At 43.3% G+C, this 22589-nt stretch carries 14 protein-coding genes and 2 tRNA genes; 4 read left to right on the top strand and 12 right to left on the bottom strand.

Going from position 1 to position 22589, the window contains the following annotated elements:
- Positions 1–37: 37 nt before the first annotated feature.
- The gene (locus tag BXO88_RS03240; protein ID WP_078036335.1) at positions 38–685 is read right to left on the bottom strand and encodes a hypothetical protein; all 648 of its coding nucleotides are present in this window, start codon (positions 683–685) and stop codon (positions 38–40) included.
- A gap of 374 nt (positions 686–1059) precedes the next feature.
- On the opposite strand from BXO88_RS03240, the gene BXO88_RS03245 reads away from it, so the two are divergent.
- Positions 1060–5439: a 2-hydroxyacyl-CoA dehydratase gene (locus BXO88_RS03245; RefSeq protein WP_078036336.1), complete on the top strand. Its 4380-nt coding sequence runs from the start codon at positions 1060–1062 to the stop codon at positions 5437–5439.
- A gap of 136 nt (positions 5440–5575) precedes the next feature.
- Here BXO88_RS03245 and glyA read toward each other — a convergent pair whose 3' ends face one another.
- A complete protein-coding gene (gene glyA / locus BXO88_RS03250) occupies positions 5576–6829 on the bottom strand; it encodes a serine hydroxymethyltransferase (protein WP_078036337.1) in 1254 nt (417 codons plus the stop codon).
- 24 nt (positions 6830–6853) lie between these two features.
- Positions 6854–8605, bottom strand: coding sequence for a single-stranded-DNA-specific exonuclease RecJ (gene recJ / locus BXO88_RS03255; RefSeq protein ID WP_078036338.1), 1752 nt, complete (start codon positions 8603–8605; stop codon positions 6854–6856).
- A 216-nt stretch (positions 8606–8821) separates the two neighbouring features.
- Here recJ and BXO88_RS03260 point away from each other — a divergent pair, with 216 nt between their 5' ends.
- Entirely contained in the window at positions 8822–9691 is an 870-nt protein-coding gene (locus tag BXO88_RS03260; RefSeq protein WP_078036339.1) for a CPBP family intramembrane glutamic endopeptidase, read from the top strand.
- 217 nt (positions 9692–9908) lie between these two features.
- Here the strand turns inward: BXO88_RS03260 and BXO88_RS03265 are convergent, their stop codons facing one another.
- The 3 genes from BXO88_RS03265 to pflB all read right to left on the bottom strand — a co-directional run bounded on the left by BXO88_RS03265 (position 9909) and on the right by pflB (position 14765).
- Positions 9909–11468 (bottom strand): helicase HerA-like domain-containing protein, encoded by a 1560-nt coding sequence (locus tag BXO88_RS03265; RefSeq protein ID WP_078036340.1) that lies wholly within the window; start codon positions 11466–11468, stop codon positions 9909–9911.
- A 103-nt stretch (positions 11469–11571) separates the two neighbouring features.
- Positions 11572–12309: a pyruvate formate-lyase-activating protein gene (gene pflA / locus BXO88_RS03270; RefSeq protein WP_078036341.1), complete on the bottom strand. Its 738-nt coding sequence runs from the start codon at positions 12307–12309 to the stop codon at positions 11572–11574.
- Between the two features lie 209 nt (positions 12310–12518).
- The gene (pflB, locus tag BXO88_RS03275; RefSeq protein ID WP_078036342.1) at positions 12519–14765 is read right to left on the bottom strand and encodes a formate C-acetyltransferase; all 2247 of its coding nucleotides are present in this window, start codon (positions 14763–14765) and stop codon (positions 12519–12521) included.
- A 365-nt stretch (positions 14766–15130) separates the two neighbouring features.
- Between pflB and BXO88_RS03280 the strand changes: the two genes are divergently transcribed.
- Positions 15131–15541: an RrF2 family transcriptional regulator gene (locus BXO88_RS03280; RefSeq protein ID WP_078036343.1), complete on the top strand. Its 411-nt coding sequence runs from the start codon at positions 15131–15133 to the stop codon at positions 15539–15541.
- Positions 15542–15693: 152 nt separating this feature from the next.
- Positions 15694–15767, top strand: a tRNA-Arg gene (locus BXO88_RS03285).
- 83 nt (positions 15768–15850) lie between these two features.
- On the opposite strand, the gene BXO88_RS03290 is transcribed toward BXO88_RS03285, so the two are convergent.
- The 6 genes from BXO88_RS03290 to BXO88_RS03315 all read right to left on the bottom strand — a co-directional run bounded on the left by BXO88_RS03290 (position 15851) and on the right by BXO88_RS03315 (position 22449).
- Complete coding sequence (locus tag BXO88_RS03290; protein ID WP_078036344.1) at positions 15851–16414, bottom strand: DUF5662 family protein; 564 nt, start codon at positions 16412–16414, stop codon at positions 15851–15853.
- 138 nt (positions 16415–16552) lie between these two features.
- Complete coding sequence (locus BXO88_RS03295; protein ID WP_078036345.1) at positions 16553–16876, bottom strand: hypothetical protein; 324 nt, start codon at positions 16874–16876, stop codon at positions 16553–16555.
- Positions 16877–17127: 251 nt separating this feature from the next.
- Positions 17128–17325, bottom strand: a complete 198-nt coding sequence (locus tag BXO88_RS03300) for a hypothetical protein (protein ID WP_044995130.1) — start codon at positions 17323–17325, stop codon at positions 17128–17130.
- A gap of 409 nt (positions 17326–17734) precedes the next feature.
- The gene (locus tag BXO88_RS03305) at positions 17735–21031 is read right to left on the bottom strand and encodes an EAL domain-containing protein (protein ID WP_078036346.1); all 3297 of its coding nucleotides are present in this window, start codon (positions 21029–21031) and stop codon (positions 17735–17737) included.
- A 152-nt stretch (positions 21032–21183) separates the two neighbouring features.
- A tRNA-Ser gene (locus BXO88_RS03310) sits at positions 21184–21269 on the bottom strand.
- A 160-nt stretch (positions 21270–21429) separates the two neighbouring features.
- A complete protein-coding gene (locus BXO88_RS03315; RefSeq protein WP_078036347.1) occupies positions 21430–22449 on the bottom strand; it encodes a glycosyltransferase family 2 protein in 1020 nt (339 codons plus the stop codon).
- Positions 22450–22589: the final 140 nt, after the last annotated feature.

Here is a 22589-nt window from a genome sequence, read left to right on the forward strand (position 1 = left end):
AGCCTCCTAAAACTTGTTATCTTGTGTTCAATTACTATTATCTGAAATCATTAATATGGAAAACATTGCGCTTCTTAGGTTTCTGATTTGAAAGGTAGAAGAACAATGCCACATTTAAAAGTGAAAGGGCGATAGCAACTCTGGTTCCGAGATCAGGTGTTCCCAGGAATATGAAAATATAGAGAACGACCTCGGCTATCGCAAGCCAGCGCGCTTTTATCGGGATGATGAAGTAAAGCATAAATGTCGCATCCGGAAAAGTAAGCGCATATGCAAGGAATATGCTGAATGTCATATATGTCGGATAAAGCTGAAGCGATACTCCTGTGACGATATATATGAGAAGTGCTGACAAAACCAGCATTATGGCACCTGAAAAGAAAAAGAAATTGTACTTAAAGGTACCCCATAACTGCTCCAGAGTCATACCGAGACTGTAGTAGACAAACACAGCCACCACCATCCATATCATACTTGTGGACGGAGGATAAAAAAGAAAGGTCACGATACGCCAGATATGCCCGTGCAGTATAGCTTCAGGATCCAGATCCAGGTAGTAATAATAAAGTAATGGATTAAACATCTGGATGAGGAAGCCCACCACATATATAACGCAGATATACTTCATAAGATCCGGTATGGCATACCGTCCGAATTTCCGTTCAAGCTTTTGAAATAATGTCAAATCTAATCTCCTTATTTTAACAGAATGTAAAAGTACATCCCAAAAATTTTCATAAAGTATATAATCTGAGAATTTCTTTTTCAAGGCGAAATGTGCTTAAAAAAATACATTTCACCCTTTTTTCATAATTTTAAAATGTATACAGTTCACCCTGTGTTCACAAAAGTTTTACATTATTACGGTTGAACGCAATCTAACTAAATGTTAAGATTACATTTTGGTTCACACACTATTAATATAGGAAAGATTCTTATGCATGTGTCCTTAATTCGCATCGTGACACTTGCATCATCGTATAACTATTCGGCAGATTTTAGGGAGAAAATAATTCTTTTTGTCGGATAGTAACTTATATAAAATGGGGTTATTTATTTATGCAGCAATACAGACTTGGAATTGATATAGGTTCGACTACTGTCAAGATCGCTATTCTGAATTCCGAAAAGAATCTTATGTTCTCAGATTACCGCAGACACCATGCAGATATACAGGGAACTCTTGCGGATATTCTTGAAGAAGCGAATGACAGACTCGGCGAGATCAGCCTTTCCGTTGTCATCACAGGCTCCGGAGGACTGACCATCAGTAAGCACATGGACGCTTTCTTCTGTCAGGAGGTTGTAGCCGTAGCCACAGCTCTTAAAGATTATCGTCCTGACACTGATGTTGCCATCGAACTCGGAGGAGAAGATGCCAAGATCATATATTTTAAAGGCGGTATAGATCAGCGTATGAACGGTATCTGTGCCGGAGGCACAGGTTCCTTCATCGATCAGATGGCCTCTCTTCTTCATACTGACGCAGCCGGGCTTAACATACTTGCTAAGGACTATCAGATGATCTATCCGATAGCGGCCCGTTGCGGAGTATTTGCAAAAACAGACATTCAGCCCCTGATAAATGAAGGTGCCGCAAGGGAGGATCTTGCCGCATCCATTTTTCAGGCCGTTGTAAATCAGACTATATCAGGACTTGCCCAGGGCAAGCCTATCAGGGGACACGTAGCATTTCTCGGTGGTCCTCTTCATTTTATGCCGGAATTACGTAAGGCATTTATCCGTACCCTTAATCTTCAGGGACCGGAGATCATCGAGCCCGAAAACAGCCATCTCTTTGCAGCTATAGGTTCCTGCCTTAACTGTCCTGAAGATGCAAAAACTGCAGCTATAGGTACTCTCATCGATCTGCTCCGTAACGGGATCAAGATGGATGCAGAGCTTAAGCGTATGGCTCCTCTCTTTGAGAATGAGACTCAGTACAGAGAATTCACTGAACGTCACGACCAGGCTAAGGTAAAGACAGGAAATCTGTCTAATTATCATGGCAATGTCTATCTCGGTATAGATGCCGGTTCCACCACTACAAAGCTGGCTCTCGTATCCGAGAATGGAGAGCTCCTTTACAAGTTCTATAAGAACAACAACGGTTCTCCTATAGCGACATCCATAGAATCCATGAAAGAGATAAAGTCTCTTCTTCCCGAGGATGCACGTATAGCCTATGCCTGTTCAACAGGTTACGGAGAAGCGCTTCTAAAATCAGCATTCCAGCTTGATGAGGGAGAGGTCGAGACCATCTCCCATTACTATGCCGCTTCCTTCTTCGACCCTGATGTCGATTGTATTCTCGACATCGGAGGTCAGGACATGAAGTGCATACGCATAAAGGACGGTACTGTTGATTCTGTACAGCTCAATGAGGCCTGCTCCAGCGGATGCGGTTCCTTCCTCGAAACCTTTGCAAAATCACTGGATTTTTCAGTTATTGATTTCGCCAAAGAAGCACTTTACGCCGAAAATCCTACCGATCTCGGCTCACGATGCACTGTTTTCATGAATTCCAATGTTAAGCAGGCTCAGAAGGAAGGTGCCACTGTTTCGGATATTTCCGCAGGACTTGCATATTCCGTTATCAAGAATGCTCTTTTCAAGGTAATAAAGGTAACAGATGCGAAAGAGCTCGGAAAACACATCGTGGTACAGGGCGGAACCTTCTACAACGATGCAGTTCTTCGTGCCTTCGAAAATCTTCTCGGCGCACATGTTGTACGTCCGGACATCGCCGGCATAATGGGTGCCTTTGGCGCAGCTCTAATCGCCAGAGAAAGATATCATCTTGCCAACGAGAAGCTGAAGAACATGAAGCCTACAGAGGAGGTCAAGGTCCCACGTACCGCTTATGGTCGCGTTCAGACCACCATGCTTCCTATCGACGACATCATTAACCTTAAGTACACCACCAAGATGACCCGTTGTCAGGGCTGCAACAATCATTGCGTACTGACCATAAACCAGTTCGGTGCCGGAAGAAACTTTATTTCCGGAAACCGCTGCGAGCGCGGTCTCGGCAAGACAAAGCTAAAGAGAGACATTCCTAACCTTTTTGCATATAAACTTCAGAGAATGTTCGACTACGAGCCACTCCCTCAGGATATCGCAGAGCGTGGCGAAGTAGGTATCCCAAGAGTCCTCAACATGTATGAGAACTATCCTTTCTGGGCAACCTTCTTCCGTGAGCTTAAGTTCAGAACAGTCCTCTCTCCTGCAAGTACAAGAAAGATCTACGAGCTCGGAATAGAAACCATTCCGTCCGAGTCAGAATGTTACCCTGCAAAGATCGCTCATGGTCATGTTGAATGGCTCATAAGAAACGGTCAGAAGTTTATCTTCTACCCATGCATACCATATGAACGTAATGAAACACCTGATGCAGGTAATCATTATAACTGTCCTATGGTCACATCCTACGCTGAAAACATAAAGAACAACGTGGAAGGTCTCGAGGATAACTCCATTATGTTCATGAAGCCGTTTCTGGCTTTTACCAATGAGAAGATCTGCACAGATCAGCTGGTAAAGATATTTGCACACCCTGAGGATGGAGAGCATTCCATCCGTCCTGTCGGTGAGCTCACTGCTCAGAAAATCGCTGAACAGTTTAAGAAATGGAACTTTACCGAAGAAGAAATACGTTCAGCCGCTCATGAAGCATGGAAAGAGCTCACTCAGGCTCATCTGGATATGCAGAGAAAGGGAGAGGAAACTCTCAGATGGATGAAGGAAACCGGGCACAGAGGTATAGTACTCGCCGGACGTCCTTATCATGCAGATCCTGAGATCAACCACGGTATACCTGAGCTTATCACCAGCTATGACTTCGCAATCCTTACAGAGGATTCGATCTCACATCTCGGACAGGTGGAGAGACCTATCATAGTAACAGATCAGTGGATGTATCACACGAGACTTTACCGCGCCGCCGAGTATGTAAAGACAAGAGACGATCTTGATCTCATACAGCTGAACTCCTTCGGCTGCGGTCTCGATGCAGTCACCATAGATCAGGTCAGAGACATTCTCACCGGATCCGACAAGATCTATACTGTGCTCAAGATCGATGAGGTGAACAATCTCGGTGCAGCGCGTATCCGTGTACGTTCACTTATCGCTGCCATCCGTGTACGTGATGAAAAGCATTATGTTCGCACCATGCGTCCTGCAAGTTACGAGAGACGTCTTTTCACAAAGGATATGAAGAATGAGCGTTACACCATTCTCTGCCCTCAGATGTCTCCGATACATTTTGATATGCTTGAGCCTGCCATCAGAGCTTCCGGCTACAACCTGGTGGTACTTAACAATGCAAATCGTAATGCCATAGACACCGGTCTAAAGTACGTTAACAACGATGCCTGCTATCCATCCATAATCGTTGTCGGTCAGATCATGGATGCCCTTAATTCCGGTAAATACGACCTGGACCATACAGCGATCATCATGTCTCAGACAGGAGGCGGATGCCGTGCTTCAAACTATATCGGATTCATACGTCGTGCCCTTGAGCATGCAGGTATGTCTCAGATTCCTGTTATTTCGCTCAATGCTAACGGCATGGAGTCTACACCGGGCTTTAAGCTGACACTTCCGCTGCTTACCAGAGCTATGCAGGCAATAGTTTACGGTGATGTTTTTATGCGTGCTCTGTATGCCACAAGACCTTATGAGCTTGTTCCCGGTTCCGCCGAGGAGCTTCATCAGAAGTGGCTCAAGGTATGTGTTAAGTCACTTTCCAGAAAGACCACATCCATGAACCAGTTCTCAAGGAATGTACGCGGAATCATCAGGGATTTCGATACACTTCCTATCAAGGAAGGGCTGGTCAAGCCTAAGGTCGGAATCGTAGGTGAGATACTTGTAAAGTTCTCGCCTCTCGCCAACAACCACATAGTTGAGCTTCTGGAAAAGGAAGGAGCCGAGGCTGTCGTTCCCGATCTCATGGACTTCCTGCTCTACTGCTTCTACAACCAGAACTTCAAGTACGAGAATCTGGGAGCACGCTGGAAGGGTAAGGCACTCTGCAACTGTGTCATCAACCTTTTAGAGTATTTCAGAAAGACGGCCCGTAAGGAATTTGCCAAGTCCAGTCGTTTCACTCCTCCCGGAGAGATCAGAGAGCTTGCAAAGATGGCCAAGGAATATGTTTCTATCGGCAATCAGACCGGCGAGGGCTGGTTCCTCACAGGTGAGATGCTGGAGCTTATGGATGAGGGTGTTTACAACATCGTCTGCACACAGCCTTTCGGATGCCTTCCAAACCACATCGTAGGCAAGGGTGTCATCAAGGAGCTGAAACGTCACAATCCTGAGGCAAACATCATCGCTGTGGACTATGATGCAGGTGCTTCCGAGGTAAATCAGCTTAACCGTATCAAGCTGATGCTCACTGTGGCGCAGAACAAACTAAAGACTCAATAAAAACTTGTTTTTACATTACATTCAAAAAGTCCATCAGTGCTTAAACACATTCTGTGTTTTTCACTGATGGACTTTTTTCATTACATGTTCTTTAAATACCGTGGACTGCTGCTACAAAAGTCGAATTCTGTATGTTTCAGCCCTCGTAAATCGGATACTTCTTCACAAGCTCAGCTACCTTGGCATTGATCTCATCCTTTGAATTTTCGAAATCAGTAGCTGCCTTCCAGATGCACTCCGCGATAGGAAGCATATCCTCCTCCTTGAAACCACGAGTGGTTACAGCCGCAGTACCGATGCGGACACCGGATGTGACGAACGGAGAACGAGGATCGTTAGGAATAGCATTACGATTCAAGGTAATGTGAACCTCATCACAATTGTTCTGAAGAGTCTTACCTGTAAGCTCGGGAATATTGGTAAGATCCACAAGCATGAGGTGATTGTCTGTACCACCTGAAACAAGCTTGAAGCCCTGCTTGATCATAGCGTCAGCAAGAGCCTTACAGTTCTTAACAAGCTGAGTCTGATATTCCTTGAATTCCGGCTTCAGTGCCTCGCCGAAGCAGACAGCCTTGGCTGCAACAACATGCTCGAGAGGACCACCCTGACATCCCGGGAACACTGCCTTGTTGAAATTGTATTTCTTTGCGATCTCCTCACTGGAAAGTATGAGACCTCCTCTCGGACCACGCAGAGTCTTATGAGTGGTTGTGGTAACGACATGTGCATAAGGAATAGGTGATGGATGAAGTCCTGCTGCAACAAGACCTGCGATATGAGCCATATCCACCCAGAGAACCGCATCAACCTTATCAGCGATCTCACGGAATCTCTTGAAATCAATGGTTCTCGGATAAGCAGAAGCACCTGCGATGATCATCTTTGGCTTGTGCTCAACTGCCAGAGCCTCTACTTCGTCGTAATCTATATATCCTTCAGCATTAACACCGTAAGGAACGACGTTAAAAAAGCTTCCGGAGAAATTGGCAGGTGAACCATGAGTAAGGTGTCCGCCGGCATCAAGTGACATTCCGAGGATAGTATCGCCAGGCTTACAAATAGCCATGGTAACAGCCATATTTGCCTGAGCACCGGAATGTGGCTGAACATTTGCATACTCACAATTGAAGAGCTTCTTTGCACGCTCTATGGCGATAGTCTCGATATCGTCCACATGAACGCATCCACCGTAATAACGCTTTCCCGGATAACCTTCAGCATACTTGTTTGTAAGCACAGTTCCCATGGTGAGCATCGATACATCTGATAAAATATTCTCTGATGCAATAAGCTCGATGTTGTTCTGCTGACGTTCATACTCTTTGATGACTAATTGTCCTACCTCAGGATCTGCCTGAGCGATATAGTTCATCACTTCCTTGATCATAGTTACCTCCAATTAAGACAAAATTTAAGGCTTCAGCTGGTAATCATCAATCACAATCTGAAGACTTTGAATCCCATTATATTCATTAATCTGAGGATAGTAAACAATATCTATCCTTGAAGCAGCTCCCTTTTGCCTTAAAAAATCGTCTCCATTGGTAAAAATTAACCCGTCCATGAGGCAGCCTCCATCAGACAGAAGCTTCATCTTAACCACATTTCTGTTCTTACCGAGCACTCTGCACTCAGTAATTCCGAGGTTTTTCGTCGCAAAGCTTGGTTTTTCATTTCCTTTTCCGAAAGGCTCAAGCTTTTCAAAATCATGAATCAGGTTATGCGAAATATAATCAATCGGCATAGGCACATCTATCCATAGCTTGTCCACCAGCTGCTCCCCGGAGAGTTCACATCTCCTGTTAAGCTCTGCCCTGAACATGTCAATGTTTTTCTCCATAAGAGTGAACCCGGCTGCCATTGGATGGCCTCCCCACTTTACGAGCAGTTCATCGACCTCCTGAAGATGTTCCGACATGGAATAACCGTCAATGCTTCTGCCTGAGCCCTTTGCAAGACATTCTCCGTCTTCATCTCCCTCGCAACGGGTTATGACGAAGGATGGCCTGTAAAAACGTTCCCTTAATCTTCCTGCCACTATCCCCGCCAGACTCTCATGAAGCTCTGGAAGATATACCACCAGCACCCTGTCATTCATATGGTGCCTCTGGACCATCTCTATAGCCTGATTTGTAGCCGATATGGTCATGGTCTTTCTGGAATCGTTAAGCTCCTTCAGCCTTGCAGCCTTCATGATGGCCTCTTCTCTGTCATCGGTAAGGAACAGATCAAGCGCTATCTCAGCGCTTCTGAGCCTTCCACCGGCATTGATACAGGGCCCTATGATATAGCCGATATGGTAGGCACTCACATGATCCTGAGTCAACAGATCCTGCAACTCCAAAAGAGCTCTAAGCCCCTGATTCTTTGTCTGCTTTATCTGCTGAAGACCGAACTTTACTATAGTCCTGTTCTCATCCTTAAGCTCCATAACATCACAGATAGTAGCAATGGCAGCAAACTCAAGGAAATCATAGAACTCTTCCTCGGGGATGGTATGATTCTGATACATCATAATGATTATCTTCCATGCAACAACCGCACCGCATATCTCCGGAAACGGATACCTGTTGTCCTCTCTCTTAGGATCAACAACGGCACTGGCTGGTGGAAGGATATCCCTTGACTCACATCCGAAATCCTCATCCTGATTCTGACGGACATCATGATGGTCGGTAACGAGTACAGTTATTCCCAGATCTCTTGCATGCTTCAGCTCCTCTATTGCTGCTATACCGTTATCACAGGTGAGTATCACCTGAACTCCATCTTCCTTTGCTTTGTCTATGATGCCAATGTTTATCCCGTATCCGTCCTTGATACGATCTGGAAGTACATAATCAACCACTGCTCCGAGTCGTCTAAGCCCCTTAACAAGGATATATGTGGCACACACACCGTCCACATCATAGTCTCCTACCACACGTATATGCTTTTTTTCTTTTATGGCACGATTAAGCTGATTCATGCACTTTATGGCATCTGGAAGATAAAGCGGTGAGTGCAGATCCTCCTCCAGTGAACCATGCAGGAACTGTTCTATCTGTTTTTCCGAGTTTATCTCTCTGTTACGAAGTATCCTTGCAGTGACCTGATCGATATGATATTTATCCGCTATAGCCTTAAAGTCGGCTTTTTTATTATATAGAAACCACTTTTTCATAGAATAACCTTTATCAAATGATGTATAATACAATTTCAGCGCAAATTTACTTTACGCAAACAGACAAAAGTATAACACAACATATAGATCTTTTGTTAAAATGATGCTCTGCATAAGCAACACAATTTCGCAGGAAGAGAACATACTCAGCTTCCTTCGTGATAGTGTAGGCGGCTGAAGCATTATCATCCAATATATATAGGAGTTTTTGATTTAATGACTAAATCTATCAAAAGAATATTTGCCATAATTGCCATAGTCACACTATTGTTTGAAATCGTTTTTCAGGCAACGGCAAACATACTTATTTCATATGGTTCGGATTTATACAGGAACGAATTTTTTTCTCTGACGGTATCCGCATTTCTGTCACTGCTTGCCGGATTTTTGCTCATGGGCTTTGAGCGCCACGCTGAAATGAAGCATATGAGGTTCAATCTGCTCACTCTTCTGTGGCTGATCCTCATTATGAACGGTATACAGTATCTGGTTTCCATAGCAACTCAGCCTATTCTTGATATCATTTACAGCCAGGGTTTTGATATGAAAACTGCAAGAGAAAACGCCACAGGCGCAGATATCGTAGGATTCTTTGGCATAGCTTATTCAGTGGCAGGTGCACCTATAGTTGAAGAGACCTTTTTCAGAGGGATAATATATGGAAAACTCAGGAGATACGGAAAGATTTTCGCCATAACCATAACTGCATTTCTTTTCGGGCTTCTCCACTGCAACCTAATACAGTTCTTTACCGCTGTTGTTATAGGCATTCTGTTTGGATGGATCAGAGAGAACTATGGTCTCAGATACTCGATTCTCGTCCATTCCTGCAACAATACTATGGCATTTGTAATGAGTTCACTAAACCCGGAGGATACTCTTTCATACTATGTCCTGATACTTCTGTTTTACGGAAGCATCCTCACTACGATCCTCTCTTTCATACTTAATTTCAAAAAGATCGAGACCTCATTCAGGGCCGAACCTGATCTTGGAAGAATGTACTATCTTTGGTTCACCACTATTCCGGTCATCATCGTAACAGTTTTTATGCTTATCATGACCGCCTTCAGTATCTTTACCTGAAGGTTTTTTCGATGTAAAACGGTTCACCCGTCCACTAAACACCTCTTTTTCATACTTTTTTCAAAAACAAGACCTTTGTCATGGGAAACTGTCCCATGACAAAGGTCTTTTCTGTTCATATCAGAATTAAGATTTTTCAAAAACATCGCCCAAATTCGTGAAGGCAACTCCGCATGACGTATCCCCAATTAGTCTATACAAAGCTCACTTCCCACGATTATTTATTAAACAGAGTGTCAAGTATGCCTCTTCCCAATGCCGCGCCAATGTTTCCGCCGATACGTTTTCCGAAGCTTCCAAGGAAGGTTTTACCTATAGCTCCTCCTGCCTCTCTTCCGAGAGTACCGGCAGTTGAACGTCCGACTGATTTTACCGCATTTCTTGTGCTCCTGGATGCCTTCTCCTCGGCCTTCGCTTTCTCGAGAGCCTCCTTTTCAGCCTGCTTCTCTGCCGCTATTCTTGCAGCCTCTGCTGTTGCTTCATCTGTCAGTCGCTTGAAGAATTCATAGGCAGAATCTCTGTCAACGGTTTCATTGTATTTGCCGGAAAGCTCCGAAGCGACCATAGCAGCAAGTCTCGATGTATCATCTATCGATCCCTTCTTTGACTGTGGAGGAAGTACCCTGCATCTTCTTACCATCTCAGGCTTTCCATCGGAATCAAGGAATGAAATGAGAGCCTCTCCTGTACCGAGATTCTGGAGAACCTCCGCAGTATCAAAGTTCTTATTCACTCTGAAGGATGAAGCAGCTGACTTTATCTTCTTTTCCTCCGCTGGAGTATACGCATGAAGAGCATGCTGCACCTTATTTCCGAGCTGCGCCAGAACTCCGTCAGGCACATCACCCGGATTTTGCGTAATAAAGTATACTCCTATACCCTTTGAACGTATGAGCTTAACAACCTGCTCTATCTTATCTATAAGAGCCTTCGGCGCACCATTGAACAAAAGATGCGCTTCATCAAAGAAGAACACCATCTTCGGCTTACTGAGATCTCCCACCTCAGGCATCTGCTCAAAGAGTTCTGAAAGCATATAAAGCATGAAGGTCGAATAGATCACCGGATTCTGTATGGTGGTCTCTGCATCGAGTATGTTGATCATTCCCTTACCTGCGTTATCGGTTCTGAAGAAGTCGTGAATATCTATGGCTGGTTCTCCGAAGAAACGGTCTCCACCGGCAGTTTCAAGTGCCACTACAGAACGAAGTATGGCATTGAGTGAAGCTGTGGTCATGTTTCCGTATTCCGCACTGTATTCCTTATTATTCTGAGCCACATACTGCACCATGGCACGTAGATCCTTGGTATCAAGGAGAAGCTGATCCTCCTCATCTGCGATTCTGAAAATGATGGTGAGGATATTCGCCTGAAGATCTGTGAGACCAAGTACTCGTGAAAGGAGTGTAGGACCGAATTCAGTCACTGTGGTCCTGAGTGGCATACCCTTTTTACCGTCTATATCCCAGAACTGTGTCGGGAAGGGCCTGTATGAAAAACCGGCATCAGATAGACCGAAGCTCTCTATACGCTTCTTCATATCCTCACTGTCAGCTCCGGGACTTATCATTCCTGCCAGATCACCCTTAACATCAGAGAGAAATACAGGCACTCCCATATCGCTGAACGATTCGGCAAGTACCTTTAATGTAACAGTCTTTCCGGTTCCTGTCGCACCAGCAATGAGTCCATGTCTGTTGGCCATATTTGGCAATATGCAGACCTTTTCATCAGTATCCATATCAAGGCCGGTCCAAATCTTATCTTCAAATACCATAACTATCTCCGTTCCTCCGCCCATCCTGCGAAATGTATTAATGGAAAAACCAAATCTAATGCTATTTTAACACATCGGGAAATATTTTATGATAAGAAACTGATCATCTGATTCCTAAGAGCTCCTCAGCATACTTCACAGCCTCCTGAGCAGGAGCATTAACATCACTCAAGGTATATTTGATTCCTAGCTTCTCGTATTTAAATGCACCGAGGCTGTGGTATGGAAGTATCTCTACCTTTTTAACAGTCTTCAGTGTATCGATGAACTTCCTGGTTTCGATGAGCTCTTCATCTGAATCAGTTAGTCCGGGAACCAGCACATGACGTATCCACATATCAACACCCTGATCGCTCAGATACTTGCAGCAGTCAAGGATGTTCTTATTGGTCTGTCCTGTAAGCTTTTTGTGCTTTTCATCGTCGATCTCCTTGATATCAAAGAGCACAGTGTCAGTTACCTTGATGAGACGATTGAACTTACTGAAGAAAGGCTCCTCTCTGGTGAAGGGCTGTGCTGAGGTATCGAGACATGTACTTATGCCCATTGCCTTTGCCTTCTCGAAAAGATCAATGACAAAATCTATCTGAATAAGCGGATCCCCGCCGCTTACAGTTATTCCTCCATCCTCTCCCCAGTATTCCCGATATCGTACAGCATTCTGAAGAATCTCATCAGCAGTACGCATATCTTCGCTGTGAAAATCCCATGTATCCGGGTTATGGCAGTAACGACAGCGCATATTGCAGCCCTTCAGAAATACGATATATCTGACACCGGGACCGTCTACAGATCCAAATGTTTCAATGCTGTGTATAGCACCTTTAATTGCTTCAGCCATAATATTACCTCCTGAAATATAAGCTCATTTCAAAGAAATGAGTCTGTCCCTAAGCCTTCCTGGCCGGTATATACATATTATTGAATAAAATAAGCCGTCACTCTCGTACGAAAGCGGCGGCTTATTTTCATGGAACAGATAATGATACAAAAGATATGGGTCACGCACCGGAAAGAGTATGTATCATTTAGATCTGACCTTCCTGTTTATCAGAGTGCCTTGTGCTCAGTTCTTGAAATTACATCAAGCTGCTGCTCTCTTGTAAGATCGATGAACTTAACTGCATATCCTGATACACGGATTGTGAAGTTAGCGTACTCAGGCTTCTCAGGGTGCTCCATAGCATCCTTAAGCTTCTCAACGCCGAAAACGTTAACGTTAACGTGGTGAGCGCCCTTTGAGAAGTAACCGTCCATAACTCTTACAAGAGTTGTAGACTGCTCATCCTCTGTGTGTCCGAGAGCTGCAGGGTTGATGGTCTGAGTATTTGAAATACCGTCAAGTGCATACTCATATGGAAGCTTTGCTACAGAGTTAAGAGATGCAAGAAGACCTGATGTCTCAGCACCGTAGCTTGGGTTTGCTCCAGGTGAAAGTGGAGCACCTGCCTTACGTCCGTCAGGCATAGCACCTGTAGCCTTACCGTATACTACGTTTGATGTAATAGTAAGGATAGATGTTGTAGGCTCTGAATCTCTGTATGTGTGGTGCTTCTTGATCTTGTTAAGGAATGTCTTGAGAAGATCAACAGCGATCTCATCAGCACGGTCGTCATCATTACCATACTTAGGGAAGTCACCCTCAACCTCGTAATCAACTACGAGACCATCCTCATCACGGATAGTCTTAACCTTTGCATACTTGATAGCGGAAAGTGAATCTACTACGTGTGAGAAACCAGCGATACCTGTAGCAAATGTACGACGTACGTCAGTATCGATAAGAGCCATCTCAGCAGCCTCATAGAAGTACTTGTCGTGCATGTACTGGATAAGGTTAAGTACGTTTACGTAAACGCCTGCGAGCCAGTCCATCATCTGATCGTACTTGTGGCAAACCTCATCATAATCAAGGTACTCTGATGTGATAGGCTTGTACTCAGGTCCGATCTGCTCCTTTAACTTCTCATCAACACCGCCGTTGATAGCGTAAAGAAGACACTTTGCGAGGTTTGCACGAGCTCCGAAGAACTGCATCTCCTTACCTGTCTGTGTTGCAGATACGCAGCAGCAGATTGAATAATCATCGCCCCATACAGGTCTCATAACGTCATCGTTCTCATACTGGATTGATGAAGTTGTAACAGAGATCTTTGCAGCGTACTTCTTGAAGTTCTCAGGAAGTCTCTTTGTGTAAAGAACTGTAAGGTTTGGCTCCGGTGCAGGTCCCATGTTCTCAAGAGTGTGAAGGAAACGATAGTCGTTCTTTGTTACCATTGAACGTCCATCCTGACCCATACCTGCTACCTCAAGTGTAGCCCATACAGGGTCGCCTGAGAAGAGCTGGTTATATGAAGGGATTCTTGCGAACTTAACCATACGAAGCTTCATTACGAAGTGATCGATAAGCTCCTGAGCCTCAGCCTCAGTAAGAGTTCCCTCAGCGATATCTCTGTTGATATAGATATCAAGGAATGTAGAAACACGACCTACTGACATTGCAGCACCGTTCTGTGTCTTGATAGCAGAAAGGTAACCGAAGTAGAGCCACTGAACAGCCTCTCTTGCATTCTTTGCAGGAGCTGAAATATCGAAGCCGTAAGATGCAGCCATCTCCTTCATCTGACGGAGAGCTCTCATCTGATCAGCGATCTCTTCTCTCTTACGTACGATGTCATCAGTCATTGTACCGTCGCCACAGTTATCGAAATCTTTCTTCTTCTCTTCGATGAGGAAATCGATACCATAAAGAGCGATTCTTCTGTAATCGCCTACGATACGTCCACGGCCATATGTATCAGGAAGACCTGTAAGGATGTGAGCGTGACGAACCTTCTTCATCTCCGGAGTGTAAGCATCAAATACACCCTGATTGTGTGTCTTATGATACTCTGTGAAGATCTTGTGAAGAAGTGGATCAGGTGTGTAGCCGTATGTTGTACAAGCCTGCTCTGCCATCTTGATTCCGCCGTAAGGCATGAATGCTCTCTTAAGAGGCTTATCAGTCTGAAGACCAACAACCTTTTCCTTATCCTTTGAATCGGCTGTGATATAAGCTGCATCGTAAGCTGTGATACCGGAAACGATCTTTGTCTCCATATCAAGAACTCCGCCCTTAGCTCGCTCTTCTTTCTGTAATCCCTGAACCTCATCCCAGAGCTCCTTGGTAGCGTCTGTAGGTCCCTGCAGGAAGCTGGCATCACCGTCGTATGGTGTGTAGTTATTCTGGATGAATGAACGTACATTTACGTCGCTTGTCCAATGTCCGGCATTAAAGCCTCTCCATTCCTCTCTCATGTCTTTTCCTCCAATATAAACATTGTCTTATCCATAAAGCATCAGAATCAGCACTCTGCAGTCCCACCGCACTGTGTCTTTTCTTCTGATACTATGATGATAAACTTTCACCTTCATTTTGTATGTTGCGTACGCAACGTTATTTAATTGCGTGTATACAATTTATGAAAGCATTGGAAGTATATTACCTTGATAATAATCTGTCAATACACAGAAATGCTTAAAAATCAATGTTTCTAGATAAAAACAACAGCCTTTATTGATTTTGTTTTAAGTGGAAAACAAAGATTGAAGACACGTTGAACAAACTCTAGTAATGTGGTAGGATTAATTACAGCTTTACGCTCTTTTTTGGAGGTTATTTTATGATGATTTCAACGAAGGGACGCTATGCTCTTGCGACCCTCATAGATATCGCCCAACATTGTGACGGCGAAAATCCTGTATGTATTAAGGAGATTTCTGAAAGACTGGGAATTTCCCTCAAGTATCTCGAACAGATCATTTCTCTCATGGTAAAGGGAGGCTTTTTAAAATCTATCCGTGGAGCAAAGGGAGGTTACCTGTTCACACGTCCTACGACAGAGATCAAGGTAGGTGATATACTCAATGCCGCAGAAGGAAGCCTCGCTCCTGTCGAATGTGTAAGCGGCACTTCTGTCTGCCAGAAATCTGCAAGCTGTCCTTCCTTTTCTTTATATAAGGAAATAGATACTGCCATATACAACGTAGTCAACAAATACACCCTGTATGATCTTGCCAATGAAAAAATCTGACACTGTCGTTGCTCTCAGGTCTTTATTACATTCAGGATGTTTTACATGCCGGCGAAAAAAATAAAAAAATTCAAAAATACTGTTGACATTCGTTTTCGTATTCGCTAATATAACTGAGTCGCTTGAAGAGAGCGGCACAAAAACTAAAAGATGCGTGCGTAGCTCAGCTGGATAGAGCGTCTGGCTACGGACCAGAAGGTCGTGGGTTCGAATCCTGTCGCACGCATATTTAAACCGGATCGCATTTGCGATTCGGTTTTTTTGTACCATATAAAACATATCTCATTGTTTCTTATAAAGAACGCACCCTTAGAAATGGTCATGTTCTCTCTTACGTCTCTTTATTTCTTCCTTCAGATATGTAAATGCCTTTTCTTCTCCTTCATCTTTCAGCATCATCAGAAGCTCTATAAGCTCTTTCTTCGTATCAGGATGAAGCAGAGTCGTATCCTTTGTGGGCTCAAAATACTCCCACGCTACCCCATCGTGGTAGTCCTTCCCCTTGTACACCTTTGCGGCAGCCACTCTGTCGCAGAACATCTCTGCCACATATCTGTATGGCATCCTGCAGCCGATCATGGTCCCCTTCTTATCCAGATCATAATCGCACCAATATTCAAAATGATGCTTGTTTCTCCCCTTGTGATGTAGCCAAGCCTCAGATACACCTGTTTTCAGACGTTCCTCTGTATTAGGGCTCTTATCTCCCTGATAGTACATGATACCTGTCTTGAACTCTATCCATGAATATTTAGAAAGGTCATGCAGGATTCCCTGGCTGTAAAGTCCTACCCTGAAACAATTCTTGAGTACCTCCCATTTATGTCTGTTTATAGTTTTAAAATGCTTAACAGCATTGATTATGTAGTTCATAAACCGCGCTCCTTTGATGCTAATGCTTAAATAATAGCACAGCTGCTCTTCAATGTTCATATAGTAAATACTGACTAAAATAAAAAAGACCGGCAGAAGTACAACTCCCACCGGTTTCTCTATATTGAATCACGTATATCAGAATTCATTCAGCAGCATCTGATTTGCTTTCTTATGATCTCCGAGATCTATGAAATATCCATAAAGGAAATCTCTCTGCCTTGATGTTAACGGACGAATATGTGTTGCGGAAATGTTGTTTCTCCCGGGATTATGCAGCAAACAATAGCCTTTATCACAGAGAAAATCACGTTCATTAGCACAATATCTCTCACAGAACTCATGGTACCAGCCGTTTTTGTTGATTATCTCAACGGCTCCTTCAGTGTGTTCTCCCCACTCATAAGGAGTAAAGGTTCCATCAGGTGAAATCCATCCAAGAATTGCTCTCGCTTCGCCCATAACATGCCCTCCTTTTGGGTTATCCATGACATATTTTTCATATGCAGGACCTCAGGAAGTGAGGAAATAGCGCCCCACTTAATTCATTATGACTCTTTATAACTCCTATCTGATTTCCATGACCGGAAATATTTGTTGATTCCATAATAACAAATATATAAGTCCCTCTTTATTAAATTTTGATAAAAAAAGAAGCATTTCATCGACTTCAAAATCGAAACCAATGAAATGCTTCTTTTTATGTCCCTCATTTATTTAGAGACTTCCGACCAAGATCCCTTCATGCCTACACTTCCGAACTGGCAAGGATTTACCTTTGAATAAAAATGCTGCTTTCCGCTGTCATCAATAACTGATACGCAGAACTGGTTTACATCTTCAACCTCATACATCTTTCCGTTTGTAAGTCCATTGGCAAAGCTTGAACCTTTGTACAGTAGTCTTGTCATTATTCTCTACTCTCCTTAAAGCATAAATTGTTTTTCCCCAAAAACATGGTTGATTATAGCATTTATATTTATTAATGCAAACATAAAATAAATTTAATTCCTTTTTGATATACCTGGCCCCGATATGGCACACATACCCATATATTTCCATTAATTGAAATATTTTTCCAATCAGTCATTTCCATTTATTTTAAATAATGCTCAAAGTTTGTTAAATCATTTTCAATCATAAACAGTCAAATTATTTCATTTTAAATCGCTTTCATGATCACATAACCATAAAAGTGTTGATTTGCTCTGAATGATAGCTTTTTCATAATACCAATTAAATTTATCATTAAAATAAAACCGTTTTAATAAATTCGCGAAATTTACTAAAACGGTTTCATTACTTCTGATTATATTAAAATCACTTTTTTTCCTTATGTCCTCTCATTTCTTCATCCACAACATCGCAGATAACAAAGCAGGCATTAGGCTCCTCCGTTGGAGATGCAGTAAACTTCAGCCAGTGGTGAGTAGCACCATCATACAGTGTAGCCTTTACCAGCTCCCCCTTGCATGCTCGATAGGTCAGATCTATCCAGCTTTTATCCGTCTGCGGGAAGGTCTCCAGATACCCCTGCCCCAAAAGCTCATTTCTGGTTTTTCCAGTCATTTCGCAATAAGCATTATTGACAAAGATGAATATCATATCCACAGCCTTCTCACCGCTCTTATCCATTCTCGGTCTGACCATGGTACCGGCAAGCGGTATATCAGTGTACGGATCCGGTATTGTTTCGTCTCCTAAAGCAAGCTTCTCGCCATTGAAGCGTCTTGCCTTACGTATACGGTTGTTTGCCAGCTCCATAAGATTCTGATATGATTCTGTCTCTGTACCGCTCGCCATACCGCATCGAGGCACCAATCGACATTCTCTTCCATCTATCTCGGTTATTTCACTTATCCTGGATCTGCATTCATTTATACAGCCAAATACCACATCTATAGAACGACCTCTCTCGCATATTCCAAAATGAGAACCCTCATTTCTCGATATAGCCGCTGTATTGCTGAATGTACCTTTAATTATGGCAGAAAGCTTTTTAAGAAGCTTCATGGCTACTTCACCGCCATAGTCAACCAGAACATCTGTGTACCCGTCAACCTTTAAGGAAATATACGTATAGTTCTCTCCGTTTGTACGGAAATTGTTATCAAGCTCCGTAAGTGCCCCTATAAGTCCCTGCAGATTCATGAGTCCGGTAACAGGATCTACAAACCTGGCATCTCTGTTAGGACCGTCTGCTATCACGTCATAATCTGCATCCACCAAATATCCAACGAGACCAACGATATGATTGTCTCTATACACAGGTATCTTTGATGCTATGATATGATGCGTTACTCCGTCCACCACATTGATGGTTGTTGCATTTTGTATGGATTCACCCTTTGTAAGCACTCTGACCTCATCCGATTCGAACGGAACATCATTCAGATGCCAACCCACCTCTTCATCGGTCTTTCCGAGGAATTCTTCTCCGGTCTTAAATCCATAATAATCATAAAATGCCCTTGTCGCTCCAAGAAAACGTCTGTCCTTGTCCTTCCAGAACATCTTGAGATTGCTTTCATCCACCAAAGATTTCCATATGTAGCTTTCATCAGACTCTATGTTATCGAGCTCTATATATCCGTATCTCAAAACCCTCTTAACGAAGTCTTTTTTACCTTCGGAATCCAGATTCTCTATGGCTGCCGGCTTGATGCAAAAAACAAGCTTATCCTCTTCTGTCTTACTGCCGAAAAGCAGCATAAACTCCATCCAAAGATAATTACCGTCATCTCTTTTTACCAGGAAGAAGTCCGAAAAGAATCCTCTTCCGGATTTTCTTATCTTACCAAGAATATAATCCTTTTGAGCAAATTCCTGCCACTTTTCGATCTCGTCCCTGTACAGTCTTTCCTTTACAGGCACGTTGCAAAAGACATCATCGCCTCCGATCACATCTCCTTCAGACTCTCCCTCCATGTCGCTTACAACAACAGTACGGAGATTGTTTTTCAGATCCAGAACATATATACACTCATATACAGAACCGAGATTTCTGATTATACTGTCAGTCTCCTCAGATGCCCTTATACGGTTATATATCTTCCCGTCAAGAACCGCTGAAAGAATCACGCCCTTCCTTGATTTCGCCACCAGAGTAAACGAAAAATGCAGATATCTACCTCTGAAAAGAAAAGACATCGATTCTCTTTTCTCGCTTTTTACAGCATTGTCAGCCAGGCTTCTGAACCTCGAGCTGTATGTACTGTCCTCCGAATTCATTATGGTATCAATGTATTCGTCCAGCACATCATCTTCGCCTTCTGTAGGCAATTCCGCAAGGTACAGATCATTCCTGAATATCATCTCAAACCTGCTTCCTTCATAGAAGAACAGCGCAAGCGGACTGTCAGAAACAACATCTATAAGCCCTATTTTCTGATAAAGTGTGTAATCCTCTCTGGTCTCATAAGCTATCTTGTTTTCCCGAAGGCCATCTATCGTTTTTGAAAGCGGCATAGGCTTTCCGAAATAGTATCCCTGTATACGCTCGCAGCCTATTCCTCTTAGAAACTCAACATGTTCTCTGGTTTCCACTCCCTCGGCGAGTGTATGGATTCCCAGACTTTTCGCCATCCTTACAGCCATGGTAACGATAGTCTTGGATTTCTCATTGAAATTCTTGAGAAATCCCATATCTATCTTTATTTCATCAAAGTCAAAATCCTTCAATATGTTCAGGGATGAATAACCGCTTCCGAAATCATCCATCAGAACCTCAAAACCCGCTTTATGGAATCTGTCTATAGCGTTTCTCATGGCTTCACTGTCAGATATGACTGAAGTTTCCGTGAGCTCGATGGCTATGAGATTTCGCCTTACTCCGTGAGCGTCACAGGTCGAAGCTATGATCTCCACGGGATCACAGTGTTCAAAATCCGAACGGGAAATGTTTATGGAAACGGGCACAACATTAGTACCCTGTCTGATCCGCTGCTGGAGCATGGATATAACTCTTTGAGCGATATATATGTCGAGCTTATACGAAAGATCACTCTCCTCCAAAACAGGAATGAACTGAGACGGAGGGATCATGCCAAGCTCCGGATCATCCCATCTTGCCAGCGCTTCAACACTGCACAGCTTTCCTGAAAATGCTCTGATTATAGGTTGATAATACGGTTCTATCCAACCTTCTGAGATGGCTCTTTCTATGTTAGATAAGATATAGCTTTTCTGTGTCACCCCGGTATCTGCTATAGCGATCGGAAAATTGATGAACACGTTAAACAAAGGACCTTCGCTCTGACTCAAATAGTATCTCCCGTGAGCAACAACGTTTTTTATGGTCCCTTTTTTTGATATGATCCTGAACTCTATCTTCGAATATTCATCTCCTGTCTGTGATATCTGTCTGCGTATATTCTTTTTAACTGTTTCGTAATCATCCGGATGGATCACATCCTTAAAAGAGCCTCCGGCATACTCCAGAAACTCCTCTTTACTTTCACAATCAAATTCATCGATCAGGATATCATTTACAAAGACTATCTCTTCTTTATTCCAGTCCGCCTTATGTATGATGAGACCTCCCGGAATAGCCTTTATGGCATCCATCATATATGGTTTAGAATATTCTCTTATTGATACAATATTTTCCGCCCGCATACCGAAAAAACTCCACTTATGTCTCCCAGCAAATCCATGGTTTCAACTGTTCTATCGGCACTAATCCTGCAATTAATAAATGCGACTCTTTTGTTTAATTCACTTTTAAGAATAACAAAAAAGGCCCGTGCCAAAGCACAAGCCTCATTTAGCGCAGAGGGTGGGGTTCGAACCCACGTGCCCTTGCGGACAAACGGTTTTCAAGACCGCCTCGTTATGACCACTTCGATACCTCTGCATATTCATTTGTGTCGCTGTTTCAGCGACTTGTATAATATACTCATTTTACTCTTCCAAGTCAAGAACTTTTTGATTTTTTCTCTTTGCTGTTCCGCATCTCGATAAATCCTAAGAAACCCAACATAAAACAATCCCCGCATTGCTGCGGGGATAAAATATCAGTTGAATCCGTAGAATTTCTGAGCTAGCTTATAGCACATGATAGTGAGCTTATTTCCCGCCTTGGTATTGAAATTCATACCCTGTCCGAGGAATGAAGCCCTCATACGGAGCCATACAGGGAAGTTGGTCTCTCTGATATGATTCCAAAGCTCCTTTTTCTTCTCCATATTCTCAGGAAGACCTGACTTTATGGCAAGAACAGATGAAATTGTGGTTATGATCTGAAGATAGCTGAACATGTACTTACGGAGCTTTCTGCTGGTAAGCTTGTTAATGTCACAGCACTCAAGCATGATACGGTTTACCTTGAGCTGCTGGTCTATACGTCCTATCATGACCGTCTCATTGACAGACTGGTCATCACGACCGATGAAGTAATGATACAGATTGATGTTCATATAATACATTGACTTAACGGATGGCAGCGGCTGATATACGAAGATATTGTCTACATAGAAGGTATGCTTGGGAAGCTCAAGCTTACAGTCTCTCAGCATCTGGGTACGATAGATAACTGAATGCATCAGTATATACTGTCCGATATGGAAATGCTTCACATCCTTCCATGAGAACACCTGATCCTGCGGAAGAGCAGTAGTGTATCTCATCACCTTTTTATGAGTCTGGCCAACCTTATCATAGATAAAGTTGCAGACAAACATATCTACTGAATTCCCCTCCATAACAAGAGAACGAAGCTGTGAAAGAACTTTAGGAAGTGCATCCGCATCAAGCCAGTCATCGGAGTCTACTACCTTGAAATAAAGACCTGTAGCGTTCTTCAGACCGGTGTTTACAGCCTCTCCGTGCCCGCCATTCTCCTGATGCACAGCCTTTACGATTCCCGGATACTTCGCTTCATATTCCTTTGCTATTTCAAAGGTATTATCCTTCTGAGAACCGTCATCCACAACGATGATCTCTACCTCCGGTCCTCCCGAAAGTATGGACTCAATGCACTTTCCCATGTATGCTGCGGAATTGTAGCATGGGATAGCAAAACTAACTAATTTCATTTATTTTCCTCACATTTTTTCAGATTGCCTTATTGTCTCTTCAAGACGATCCTTGGATTTATACACAGTGCAGAACCGCACGCCCTGTATGAACATTATTTCTCGATAAAAAAAGCCACGTGGAAATTTTAACCCCACGT

The organism is Oribacterium sp. C9 (assembly GCF_002007235.1).
GTDB lineage: Bacteria > Bacillota > Clostridia > Lachnospirales > Lachnospiraceae > Oribacterium.